This is a genomic window from Streptomyces sp. NPDC051219 (assembly GCF_040682335.1).
Taxonomy (GTDB): domain Bacteria; phylum Actinomycetota; class Actinomycetes; order Streptomycetales; family Streptomycetaceae; genus Streptomyces.
Genome location: NZ_JBFBAS010000016.1, coordinates 86,825 through 97,705 on the forward strand (window position 1 = coordinate 86,825; position 10,881 = coordinate 97,705).

Here is a 10,881-nt window from a genome sequence, read left to right on the forward strand (position 1 = left end):
TTCTCCTCCTGGAAGCGGATGAGTGTGCAGCGGATGCGACGTGCAGGGACAGGCGTGCAGCGGACAGGTATGCAGCGGACGGGTATGCAGCGGACAGGGGGTCAGGAAACCGGGTCGAGCAGGGAGTCGAAGGCATGCGGCAGGCGCCTCCACGCCTCGGGGCCGGCCGCGTACTCCGCGTCGGTCAGCAGGCACGAGTCCAGGAGCCGCCCCAGCCCCTCCCGGTCGAGGCCGGGCGAGGTGAAGACGAGGTGCTGGCAGCAGTCACCGTGCTCGGGGTGCCAATCGAGCGCTGCGGCGGCCCGGCGTACCGCGGGGACCAGGTCCCACGCGGCGTCGGGCAGCGAAGCGAGCCAGGGGCCGGCGTTCTCGACGCACAGTGCGCCGCCCGCCGCGTCCCAGGCCAGCAGTGTGTCCGGTCGGTCGGCGAGCCAGAACCGGCCGCGGCTGCGGGCGGCGGCGCAGGTCAGGTCCTCCAGCGCCGAGTAGAGCCGCTCCGGGTGGAAGGGCCTGCGGCGGTGCCACACGAACGTACCGACGCCCGACTCCTCCGCGTCCTGCGGCAGCAGCGCGCAGGCCGGGTGCTGGCGGGCCGCCGCCGCCTCCACGTCGAAGCCGGCAAAGGCCGCCTCGGCGAGTTCGCCGGAGCCGGCCGCCACTCGGCGGGCGGTCGGGTGGAGCTGCCCGAGCAGCGCCGCGTCCGCCTCCTCGGCCTCCTCACTGTCGACCACGGCGAGCACCGGCGCGTACTCCAGCTGGCGCGCCCAGGTGTCCCCCACCGTGCGCTGGTCGGTGGCGGCGGCCTCGAGCCCGGCTTCGGCGAGGTCGTCACCGCAGCCGAGGTACGGCAGCAGCAGCGCGGGGTCGACGGCAGTGATCACATTTGTGAGGTCCAGGACGTCACCCCCGTGTGCGACGACCACCTCGGCCATCGCCTTCGGTTCGACCGAGTCCCAGAGCTCGACCACGGCCAGCCGGGTGCGGCCCGCGTCGGCCAGCCGTTCCAGCTCCGGGACCAGATCCTCCCGCAGCGCGCAGCAGGCGCAGTCGTTGACCAGGGGGGCATCGCCCGCGTCCCGCTCGCCGAGCGCGTCGCGGACCGTGCGCCGCACGGTTCCCCCGGCCGCCGTGGAGAGGTCGTGGTGCAGCGCGACACTGCTCGGCACGGTACGCAGCAGCCGGTCCACGACCTCCTTGCGGGCGTCCGAGTGGAGCCCGCCGACGATGACGACGGGCAGCTTCATCCCCGGCTCCGCCCGTAGCGGCGCTCGAACCGCTCGACGCGACCGGCGGTGTCGAGCACACGTGCCGTGCCCGTGTAGAAGGGGTGGCTCGCCGAGGAGATCTCGACGTCGATGACGGGGTACGTGTTGCCGTCCTCCCACTCGACCGTCTTGTCACTGGTGGCGGTCGAGCGAGTGAGGAAGGCGAAGTCGGCCGCCTTGTCGCGGAAGACGACGGGGCCGTACGCGGGGTGGATTCCGGTCTGCATGTCTGCGGGCCTCCTCTAGCGCTCTTCGCGGAAGTCGGCGTGCCGGCCGACGACCGGGTCGTACTTGCGCAGGGTCAGTCGGTCGGGGTCGTTACGGCGGTTCTTGCGGGTGACGTACGTGTAGCCGGTCCCGGCTGTGGACCTGAGCTTGATGATCGGGCGGAGTTCGTTGCGGGCCATGTGGGTAGTATATGGAAATGGTTTCCATGTTCAACATGAACGCCCACGACGGAACGAGAGAGGTGCGTCACCCTTGTCCGCCCACTGCCAACTGACCGGCGCCAAGCCGGGTTTCGGCCACCAGATCTCCCACTCACACCGGCGCACGTCCCGCCGCTTCGACCCGAACATCCAGCGCAAGCGCTACTGGCTGGCGAGCGAGCGCCGGTACGTCCGGCTGACCCTGTCCGCCAAGGCCGTCAAGACGATCGACGCCATCGGCATCGAGGCCGCCGTGTCCCGGATCCGCGCGCGGGGAGTGAAGGTCTGATGGCAAAGAAGAGCAAGATCGCGAAGAACGAGCAGCGCAAGGCGATCGTCGAGCGGTACGCGGCCCGGCGCGCCGAACTCAAGGAACTGATGCGCAGTCCCTTCACGTCCGACACCGAACGGCGGTCCACGCTGGAGGAGTTGCGGCGCCAGCCGCGGGACGCGAGCGCCACGCGCGTCCGCAATCGCGACAGCGTGGACGGCCGGCCGCGCGGACATCTCCGCAAGTTCGGGCTGTCCCGGGTCCGCGTGCGTGAGGAGGCACACGCAGGGTTCCTTCCCGGCGTGCGCAAGTCCTCCTGGTAGCTTGGCGCGTTGCAACCGACCCAGGGGAGTCCAGTGTTCACGCACGTACGCACCATCGCTGCCGCGGCGGCCCTCGCCGGCGCGCTCGTACTGACCGGCTGCAGCAGCAGCGACAAGGACGGTGGCGGCGACGCGGGCAAGGAAGGCGCGGGCGGTACCACTCAGCCCAGTGCTCCGTCCGGCGGCGGGGACACGAAGCCCGGTGGTGTCGACGGCAGCTGGCTCTCGACGACCGGCGGCAAGACTGTCGCGATGGTCATCGACGGAAAGCAGGTCGCGCTGGCCGGCGAGCACGTGTGCACCGGGACGGTCGCGGAGCAGACGCTGACGCTCAAGTGCATGGACGGGAACACCGACCGCACCAGCGGCACGATGGCGGCGAGCGACGGCAAGACGCTGCAGGTTTCGTGGAGCGCGGGGCTGAAGGAGACCTTCGCCCGGACGGAAGGACAGCCGGGGACCGGTCTGCCGTCGGACCTGCCGTCCGAGCTGCCGTCCGGCTTCCCGACGCCCTGACCTGACGTCAGGCTGTCGTTCAGGGGCGGGCCTGCCCCTCGGAGCTGCTCCGGCATTCCATGTCGGGCACGACGGGGCGCAGGCCCGCCCTGCCATGTGCGGGGGGGGCCGCGTCCTACCGTCGGGGCCGGCGCCGTGGCGAGGGCCGAGGACGGGGGCCGGGGACGTGGGAGCCGGGGACGGGGGCCGGGCTCAGCCGGTCAGGCCGGTGGGCGGATCCGGGGGCGGGGCTGCTTCGACATGTGGGCGTCGTCCGCCGCCGCTGTGCCGTGTTCCCAGCCGTCCCGGTCTGTCGCGCCACGCAGCCTCGTGGTCGTGGTCTCGGGGAACATCCGCTCCGCGCGGTCGGCGACCGCCACCTCCCGTGCCGCCAGCACCGGGAGGAGCGTCCCGGACGCCTCCTCGATGACATGCCCGGTGACGGCGGCCAGCCGCTGGCCGAGGCGGGTCGCGTACGCCAGCAGGAACGACTGCCGGAACGTCTTCGTCCGTTTACGGCCGCCGGCACGCTGGCCCGCCTCCGCACGGCTCATCGCCGCCGTGCCCTGGACGAGGAGCGAGGTATAGAGCAGTTCGACCGCCTCCAGGTCCCCCTCGAAACCGACGACCGTGGAGAAACCGAAAGCGCCGTTCCACACCGCGCGGCAACGGTTCGCCGAGGCCACCGCGTCGAGCAGTACGGCCTTGGCCTCTTCGTACGGGGCGTCCACACCGATCCGGCAGGCGCCGGGCGCGTCCTTCGTACCCCCACGGGCGGCCGCGAGCACGGCCTCGTCGACACTGTGCCGGGCCATCAGCTCCTGCGCCTTGCCACTCAGCGCCTCCGCCTCCTCCGGGTACTCCGTCGCCTCCGCCTTGGCGAGCAGCGCCCGGATCCGGGTGAGCATGCGCGGCTCGTCGTGCGCCGGCGGCGGTACGTGCACCGGGTCGCCCGGAACGGGGCCGACCGGTTCGATCGACGGGAGCCGGATGAGCAGGCGCAGCAGCTCCAGCAACGCGGTGGTCAGCGAGAACCGGTCGGCGGACTCGCGCCGGGCGAGGCCTTGGGCGTACTCACCGTCGCTCTCCCACCACACCCGGGCGTCGAGATCGCGCAACTGACCGGACCAGCGGGGCGGGAGCCCGGCGTACCGCCGGCCCTCGGCGGCGACCAGATCGGCGAGGAGCCGTACGTGCCGGTCATCGAGGTCGCGCCGGACCAGGCGTACGACGTCGGCCGGCTGCCAGCCGCGCTCCCACGCCTGCCGTACAAACCCCTCGCCGCGCCGCAGCACTTCCCGGCCGATGTCCGGCCAGCGCGCCGAATCGGCGGCGAGCAGCGACGCGCCCGCGTCGAGACCGGTGTCGTCGTGGGCGTACAGCGCGGCCCCGAAGGCCCGCTCGACCGTCTCCATCAGCCGGTGTCCCCGTCCCAGGCGCGTCGCGCACCGGCGACCGCGGAGCGGTGACAGAGGGACCGGTCGGTGAGGGGCTTGATGAGGCGGGTGAGGCTGGGGCCCACCTCGGTCAGCTCGTACTCCACCCGCGCCGGCACGGTGGGACACACGGTCCGCGACACCAGGACGTCGCGCTCCAGGCGGCGGACGGTGAGCGCGAGCATGCGCTGCGAGATGCCGTCGACCGCGCGCTGCATCTCCTTGACCACGGGGTCTGCCCCGGCCGCGGGCTGTGACGCGGGCCCGGGCCCGGGCCCTGGCTCGGACTCCGGCGCGGGCCCGGTGGTTACCACCGTGTGCCCTGCTGACATGGATGTGCCTCCTCACGAGAATGGGCCGCCGCTACCAGGATGGTCGCAGTTACCCCGGGCCGCCGAATCGGCCTACTCGGCGATCGCGGCGGGCTTCATGGACGGTACGGGGTCGACCCGGGCACCCTGCTAAGCCGGCGGCTGCGTCCGGCGCCGGAGACGTACGCCCAGCTGGTGCGCTCGGCCGGGCGGTAGGTCAATACACCGGGGGGTGCCCCTATCTCTTTCGTCAAGGGTCGGTCGCCGTGGTGGTCGTGCTTCGTGGACCACAGCGTGACTCCTCCCCGCCCTGAAGGACGGGGGTTCTCGCTATGCCGGGTTGGCGTCGCGACGGACCAGCCCGGCCCGTAGAACGTTGAGAGCGCCCACCGTGTCAGCGTGCGCGTGGTGGCCGCACGAGACGCAGTGGAACTTCTCCTGTGTGGGCCGGTTCTCCTTCGCGGTGTGCCCGCATTCGGGGCACTCGCGGGAGGTGTTGCGGGGGTCCACGGCGATGACTTCCCGTCCGGCGCTTTCAGCCTTGGCATGCAGGATCGTCAGGATCTGGGTGAGCAGGCCGCGCAGCCGGTTGGCGGTGCGGGTGACTTCGCCGGCGAGGTCGTCGTCGTATCCGGCGAGCATGTCGAGCTCGGCGATGGTCTCGTCGGTGGCGGCCAGGGCGCGCAGGGTGTGGGGCATGGTGCGGGCGGCGTCGGCGATGATGAACGCGTCGCGGGCGTCGGTCTTGGCCTCGCCGGGGTAGAGGTCGGCGATCCGGCGCATAGTCAGCCCGGGCAGGTAGGCGACCAGGCAGCCCGCGTCGCGGGCGACGGCCAGCGGCAGGGCGCCGATGTTGGCGGGCTGGTCGACGACCACCAGCACGGTGCCGTACTTCGCGCTCAGCTTGTCGATTAGGGCCCGCAGCTTGGGTTCGCTGTTGGGCAGGGTGGAGCGGGGCCCTTCGACGACCCGGGTGGCAAAGAAGCTCACCCATCCACAGCCTGTGGATATTGAACTCGTGCGCGAGCTGCGCACCCTCGGCCCGGTCACGCAGGACGGTGCGCGGGACGCCGTGGGCGTCGACGCCGCGGCCGCCGACGTAGGCCCGGAGCGCGACGCGGAGGCACTGATGGCGGTCAATGCCCTGCTAGGCACGGCCGCCGGAGTCACCGGCTTCGTCTCGGTCTTCGTCGTCGCGTCGACGTTCGCCTTCGCGGTGGCGCTGCGCAGGCAGGAGTTCGGCCTGCTGCGTACGGCCGGGGCGACCCCCGGGCAGCTGCGGCGGCTGCTGCTGGCGGAGGCATTGGCCGTGGGGGCGGCCGCCTCGGCGGCGGGCTGTGTGCTGGGCGCGCAAGGTGCACCGTGGCTGGGCCGGGTACTGGTGTCACCGTGACGCTGGCCGGGTCCCTGCTGGGCTCGGCCTGGAGCGTGGCAGAGGCGACGGCGGCAGAGGCACGGACGCGGACGGCAGCCGAACTGGTCGTGACTGGACCGGACTTGAATCCGGTGGACGTGCCGGGAACCGTCCTGTCGCCGTCGGCGACTACGGCGGTTTTCGTACGGGAGGAGGGCACGGCGCTCACCAAGTCCCACGCCCGCGCGGTGACCGATCCGGGCGCGGGGGAAACGGTCGGCAGGCTGCCGCTGGTGGCCGGTGACCTCCGCGACACCCACCCGCGTACCAGCCCACAGACCCGGCTCGGCCTGTTGGTGGTGCTGGGGATCGCCCTGGTGTACACGGCGACGGCCCTCGCCAACACCCTCGTCATGGCCACCTCGGTCCGATGCGGTGAACTGGCAGCTCTACGGCTGGCGGACGCCACCCGGGGCCCAGGTGCTGCGGGTGGTCGCGGGCGAGAGCCTGCTCGGCGTCGCGATCGGCGTGGTGCTCGGCGTCCCCGTGACGGCGGTGAACCTGGCGGGCCTGGGCGCGGCACTCGCCAGGCTGTCCGCGCCGGTCACGGTGGCGGTGCCGTGGCAGTCGCTGGGCGCAACGGCCTCGGCGTGCGCGGTGATCGCCGTGACGGCCTCGCTGCTGCCGCCGTACGAGCGATGCGCAGGTAGCCTGACCGGCCGTCATTACGCGCTGTGACGCTTCGAAGTGTGCTCTTGGCCGGGTCCTGCGAAGGTGACTGACGTGAACCTCGCCCCCATTCGTGGGGACGACGCACCATTCCCCCAAGTCTCTCTCAGGAGAAACGACATGGCGAAGAACAAGAACCGCGACCGCAAGCAGCAGCAGGCCCGCCACGCGGCCGAGCGCGGCACCCAGCAGCACAACGAGTCGCTGGAGACGCAGCCCGGCCGGCCGGAGACGCAGGCTGCGCCGTCCCACATGCAGGGCAAGGGCCGGCCGAAGCAGAGCTGACCGCGGTCCGAACCTGAGGTGCGTGCCCGGCCGGGCACGCACCTCAGGTGTGCCCGCAGCCGCGCGAAGTACCGCCGGGCTGGCCCGTCGACGACCACCGCTACTCGATCGGCTCCATCCCGGCCCGCCCCGTCCCAGGCACCTCGGCCCTCCCCTCACCCGAACAGCCGACTCGCTCCCCACATCAGCAGCACGTATCCGCCCACAAGCAGCGTCGCGACGCCGAGCACCCAGGCCGCCGCGCCACTGGAGAGCCGGTCGGGCTCGGCCAGTGCGGGCTCCTCCACCGGGCAGCACTTCGAGCAGTGCGGTTCCACAGCCATGGTGGGAGGATCCCGGCACCGGGATGTGGTCGCAAGAGAGTTCTGCGAATTGAGAGACCCGATTCGGGCCGGGCATGCCGGTGCGGCCGGGGACGGCCCCTTCGCGCCGGTCTTTGTCAGTGCCCGCTGTCACACTCGAAACCATGAGCGACCGGTGGGCCCTCGTCGAGGGCGAGGGCGAGGTGCACGTCGTACCCCTGGGGCCCGACGGGCTACCTGCTGGGCCCGTTCGTAGGGAGAACGACCTGGCCGAGGCCGTCCGCGCGCGGCCCGGGGCCGCCCGCTGGGTCTGGCGGTCCACGCATGAGATCTACCCGCGCCTGCTCGCCGCGGGCGTCCGCGTCGAGCGGTGCTACGACATCGAGGACGCGGAGCTGCTGCTGCTCGGCCACGAGGGCCGGCTCGGCGAGCCCCGTTCCGCGGCCGCGGCCTGGGCCCGGCTGCGCAACACACCCGTACCGCCCGATCCGCCGCAGCGGTCGCCCGAGCCCGGCTCGCAGTCCTCGCTCTTCGAGCCGCTGCCTGTGCCCGTCCCGCTCGAGGCACTGCTGCAGGTGTACGCCGACCAGCAGCGACGGCACGAAACGGCGGAGCACCCGGACCGCATGCGGCTGCTCACGGCGGCCGAGTCCGCGGGGATGCTGGTGGCCGCCGAGATGAACCGGGCGGGCCTGCCGTGGCGGGCCGATGTGCACCGGGGCGTGCTGAACGAACTGCTCGGCGAGCGGTACGCGGGCGGCGGCGAGCCGCGCCGGATGACCGAGCTGGCGGACGAGGTGTCGGCCGCGTTCGGCCGACGCGTGCGGCCCGAGCTGCCGGCGGACGTCATCAAGGCCTTTGCTCAGGCGGGCATCAAGGTCGGATCCACCCGGCGCCGGGAGCTGGCGGAGATCGACCACCCCGCCGTCGCCCCGCTCATCGCGTACAAGAAGCTGTACCGGATCTACACGGCACACGGGTGGGGCTGGTTGCAGAACTGGGTCCGGGACGGCCGCTTCAGAGCCGAGTACGTACCGGGCGGGACGGTCACCGGCCGCTGGGTGACCAACGGCGGCGGCGCGTTGCAGATCCCGAAGGTGATCCGGCGGGCGGTCGTCGCGGATCCGGGCTGGCGCCTCGTCGTCGCGGACGCCGATCAGATGGAGCCGCGAGTGCTGGCCGCGATCTCCCGCGACCCGGGTCTGATGGAGGTGGCCGGACAGCCCGGCGACCTCTACAAGGCGGTGTCGGACCGGGCGTTCTCGGGCGACCGCGACATGGCGAAGATCGCCGTGCTGGGCGCGGTGTACGGGCAGACCTCCGGCGACGGCCTGAAGAACCTCGCCGCACTACGCCGCCGCTTCCCGCGGGCCGTGGCATACGTCGACGACGCGGCAAGGGCGGGCGAAGAGGGGCGCCTCGTACGGACCTGGCTGGGCCGCACGTGTCCACCTGCCGCGGGATCGGGGGACGACGGCGAGGCGGGTATGCCGCAGGAGGACGCCCAAGCCGTGGGCCACGACGAGCAGTTCACCCCGGGATACGCCTCACGCAACTCACGCGCCCGGGGCCGCTTCACCCGGAATTTCGTCGTCCAGGGCAGCGCCGCCGACTGGGCGCTGCTGATGATGGCCGCCCTGCGCCGGACGATCTCAGACATGAAGGCCGAACTGGTCTTCTTCCAGCACGACGAGGTGATCGTGCACTGCCCGGCCGAGGAGGCACAGGCAGTCGCGGAGGCTGTCCGCGCCGCCGGAGATCTGGCCGGGCGGATCGCCTTCGGCGAGACACCGGTGCGGTTCCCGTTCACGACGGCGGTGGTGGAGTGCTATGCCGACGCGAAGTAGTCCCGTCGGCAGCCCATGGAGATCCTTCGGCACACTCGGATCAAGTCGGACCCGGCGGTACGTGAAGGGGAGATCGCCCTGTCGGACGACGTGATGCGGCGCATGGGAGACGCGTTCACCGACAGCCCCGCGGCACGCGCCCAGCGTCGCGGTCGCATCCGCTGAACCAAGAAGCCCAGCTCAGACAAGATCTGAGCTGGGCTTCAGCGGATCCGTCTCGGGATTCGAACCGAGACCTACGCATTACGAGGTCGATAGAGATCGTGATGGGGTGTGCCTCGTGGTCGCATCAGATCCTGTTTTCGCAGATCAGAGCACGTGTAGCGGTCCAGCCGTCCGCATCCCGTGTTGCACGGTCCAAAGGCGTCCGCGCTCCCCTTGCGCTCCCCGCCACCCGGCGAGGCAAGACACCTGCCTGAACAGCCCCTCGTTGCACCATGCTGACACAGCTTGTCGACATCGCACAGGTGAGTCGGCGCTCAGGATTCGCAGGCCCATCGCGTGCACCCCTCGCACCGACGAGCGCAGCGGCACGCGCAACAACAGCAACAGCCCAAAGGGGGACGACTGGACTCGGCCGTCGGCGTCATGCCAGCCGGCTCTTCGGCCCTCACGCTCTCCGGTTCCTCGATGTGGAGCAGGTTGAGCAAGTCGGCGGTGACCACCCGATAGGCGTTACCCAGGCGGAGGACCGTGCACGGATACCGGCCGCGCTTGGCAAGGTCGTACCCGGTAGTCCGGCTGAGGGACAGTGCGCGGTTCGCTGTCTCCAGGTCCACGGCCGCAGGAAGTGCGAGCAGCTCCTCGCGCGTCATCCCGCGGGACGTGTCGGCATGCTTGGCGATCACCGATCCTCTCTACCCCGCAGCGCAGTCCACCACCCGCCTCCAGACGGCTACGGAGACACGGAAGCACCCACCGAATAACAAGAGTTTTGTTAAAATGACTTCATGGTTGCGTCTCCCGACCCCGCCCCCGGCGAAGGCCCCGTCCGTCCGGTCTCCGTCTCGCTCCACGAAGGCACCATCGCCGCCCTCAAGGCACGTACTGGCAAGCGCGGCATGTCCGCCTACGTCGAAGCCCTCATCCAGCGCCAACTGGAACGGGACCGACTGCGTGAACTCATCGAGGACGCCGAAGCCGAACACGGCCCCGTCGACCAGGCCGCGGTCGAGGCCAAGCGAGCGATCCTGCGCGGTGACTCGGCCGGCTCGGCGGACGCCGCGTGAGCGGCGCGCTCGTCCTGGACTGCGAGGGCCTGTCCAAACTCGTACGGCGCACTCCCGAGCTCACCGAGTGGCTGGCCGCGGCCGAGGCCGAGGACATCCGTGTCGTCACCAGTTCCGTAACCCTCGTCGAAGCCCGTGACCCGAAGACCAACCAGGCCCGCTTCGACTACGCAGTCTCCCGCGTCAACATCATCCCGCCCACCGAAGCCATCGCCCGCCACGCCGGCAAACTCCTCGCCGCAGCCGGCCTGCACGGCCACAAGTACGCCCTCGACGCCATCGTGGCCGCCACCGCGCTGGCCTCGCCCGCGCCGGTGACCGTCCTGACCTCGGACCCAGAAGACCTCCTCATGCTGTGCGGCCCCGACGTCCGCGTCGTCAAGGTCTGACTCTGCGAGGCAGCGTCGCAACGGAACGCGGGTATCGCTGGTCCCCCACCGACTCCGCTTCTCCCCGGACACGGAACGCGAACGAACCGGCGAAGGCGCCTGACGCACCGGTTCCGGCCGATGAAGGTCTCAATCGAGAGTGCCCAAGCTGAATCAACAGCTCCTGGCCAAGGCCTTCGTCCGCGTCCTCGAACTCGTCCTCGACCCCAGGCCCCCA

Annotated in this window: 14 protein-coding genes and 4 pseudogenes; 9 read left to right on the plus strand and 9 right to left on the minus strand. The window is 71.3% G+C overall.

From position 1 onward, the window contains the following. Positions 1–101 precede the first annotated feature (101 nt). From AB0M62_RS19770 to rpmG, 3 genes are read right to left on the minus strand one after another with little or no spacing between them, the layout of a single operon-like run. Positions 102–1,244 carry a GTP-binding protein gene (locus AB0M62_RS19770; protein WP_366075532.1) on the minus strand — a complete coding sequence of 381 codons (1,143 nt, stop codon included), beginning with the start codon at positions 1,242–1,244 and terminating at the stop codon, positions 102–104. Further along, entirely contained in the window at positions 1,241–1,492 is a 252-nt protein-coding gene (locus AB0M62_RS19775; protein ID WP_254374458.1) for a type B 50S ribosomal protein L31, read from the minus strand. The genes AB0M62_RS19770 and AB0M62_RS19775 overlap by 4 nt, the downstream gene beginning before the upstream one ends. 15 nt (positions 1,493–1,507) lie before the next feature. Next, positions 1,508–1,672, minus strand: a complete 165-nt coding sequence (rpmG, locus tag AB0M62_RS19780) for a 50S ribosomal protein L33 (RefSeq protein ID WP_366075534.1) — start codon at positions 1,670–1,672, stop codon at positions 1,508–1,510. 73 nt (positions 1,673–1,745) lie between these two features. Here rpmG and rpmB point away from each other — a divergent pair, with 73 nt between their 5' ends. Genes rpmB through AB0M62_RS19795 form a run of 3 tightly spaced genes read left to right on the plus strand, consistent with a single transcriptional unit; the run spans position 1,746 to position 2,803 of the window. Further along, the gene (gene rpmB, locus AB0M62_RS19785) at positions 1,746–1,982 is read left to right on the plus strand and encodes a 50S ribosomal protein L28 (protein ID WP_366075535.1); all 237 of its coding nucleotides are present in this window, start codon (positions 1,746–1,748) and stop codon (positions 1,980–1,982) included. Further along, positions 1,982–2,287, plus strand: a complete 306-nt coding sequence (gene rpsN / locus AB0M62_RS19790; protein ID WP_366075536.1) for a 30S ribosomal protein S14 — start codon at positions 1,982–1,984, stop codon at positions 2,285–2,287. The genes rpmB and rpsN overlap by 1 nt, the downstream gene beginning before the upstream one ends. A 33-nt stretch (positions 2,288–2,320) precedes the next feature. Continuing rightward, entirely contained in the window at positions 2,321–2,803 is a 483-nt protein-coding gene (locus AB0M62_RS19795) for a hypothetical protein (protein ID WP_366075537.1), read from the plus strand. A gap of 200 nt (positions 2,804–3,003) precedes the next feature. Here AB0M62_RS19795 and AB0M62_RS19800 read toward each other — a convergent pair whose 3' ends face one another. From AB0M62_RS19800 to AB0M62_RS19815, 4 genes and pseudogenes are all read right to left on the minus strand, one after another. Beyond that, positions 3,004–4,197: a DUF2786 domain-containing protein gene (locus AB0M62_RS19800; protein ID WP_366075538.1), complete on the minus strand. Its 1,194-nt coding sequence runs from the start codon at positions 4,195–4,197 to the stop codon at positions 3,004–3,006. Then, a complete protein-coding gene (locus AB0M62_RS19805) occupies positions 4,197–4,550 on the minus strand; it encodes a helix-turn-helix domain-containing protein (protein ID WP_366075539.1) in 354 nt (117 codons plus the stop codon). Before AB0M62_RS19805 ends, AB0M62_RS19800 begins: the two co-directional genes overlap by 1 nt. Positions 4,551–4,859: 309 nt before the next feature. Continuing rightward, positions 4,860–5,090: pseudogene (locus AB0M62_RS19810) on the minus strand (transposase); the annotation flags it as partial. Beyond that, a pseudogene (locus AB0M62_RS19815) lies at positions 5,091–5,519 on the minus strand (IS110 family transposase); the annotation flags it as partial. On the opposite strand from AB0M62_RS19815, the pseudogene AB0M62_RS19820 reads away from it, so the two are divergent. Both AB0M62_RS19820 and AB0M62_RS19825 read left to right on the plus strand, forming a co-directional pair. Beyond that, positions 5,476–6,621, plus strand: a pseudogene (locus AB0M62_RS19820) (ABC transporter permease); the annotation flags it as partial. The pseudogenes AB0M62_RS19815 and AB0M62_RS19820 sit on opposite strands and share 44 nt — an antisense overlap. A 111-nt stretch (positions 6,622–6,732) precedes the next feature. Then, positions 6,733–6,897: a hypothetical protein gene (locus AB0M62_RS19825; RefSeq protein WP_366075540.1), complete on the plus strand. Its 165-nt coding sequence runs from the start codon at positions 6,733–6,735 to the stop codon at positions 6,895–6,897. A 155-nt stretch (positions 6,898–7,052) separates the two neighbouring features. Here the strand turns inward: AB0M62_RS19825 and AB0M62_RS19830 are convergent, their stop codons facing one another. After that, positions 7,053–7,220 (minus strand): hypothetical protein, encoded by a 168-nt coding sequence (locus AB0M62_RS19830; RefSeq protein WP_366075541.1) that lies wholly within the window; start codon positions 7,218–7,220, stop codon positions 7,053–7,055. Positions 7,221–7,363: 143 nt separating this feature from the next. Here AB0M62_RS19830 and AB0M62_RS19835 point away from each other — a divergent pair, with 143 nt between their 5' ends. Further along, positions 7,364–9,046: a bifunctional 3'-5' exonuclease/DNA polymerase gene (locus AB0M62_RS19835; protein WP_366075542.1), complete on the plus strand. Its 1,683-nt coding sequence runs from the start codon at positions 7,364–7,366 to the stop codon at positions 9,044–9,046. A 15-nt stretch (positions 9,047–9,061) separates the two neighbouring features. Next, on the plus strand, positions 9,062–9,211 hold the full coding sequence (locus tag AB0M62_RS19840; protein WP_366075543.1) for a hypothetical protein: 150 nt from the start codon (positions 9,062–9,064) through the stop codon (positions 9,209–9,211). 464 nt (positions 9,212–9,675) lie between these two features. Here the strand turns inward: AB0M62_RS19840 and AB0M62_RS19845 are convergent. After that, positions 9,676–9,861 (minus strand): annotated as a pseudogene (locus tag AB0M62_RS19845) (hypothetical protein); the annotation flags it as partial. Positions 9,862–9,996: 135 nt separating this feature from the next. Here AB0M62_RS19845 and AB0M62_RS19850 point away from each other — a divergent pair. Then, complete coding sequence (locus tag AB0M62_RS19850) at positions 9,997–10,275, plus strand: hypothetical protein (protein ID WP_366075544.1); 279 nt, start codon at positions 9,997–9,999, stop codon at positions 10,273–10,275. Beyond that, entirely contained in the window at positions 10,272–10,664 is a 393-nt protein-coding gene (locus tag AB0M62_RS19855; protein ID WP_366075545.1) for a PIN domain-containing protein, read from the plus strand. Before AB0M62_RS19850 ends, AB0M62_RS19855 begins: the two co-directional genes overlap by 4 nt. Positions 10,665–10,881: the final 217 nt, after the last annotated feature.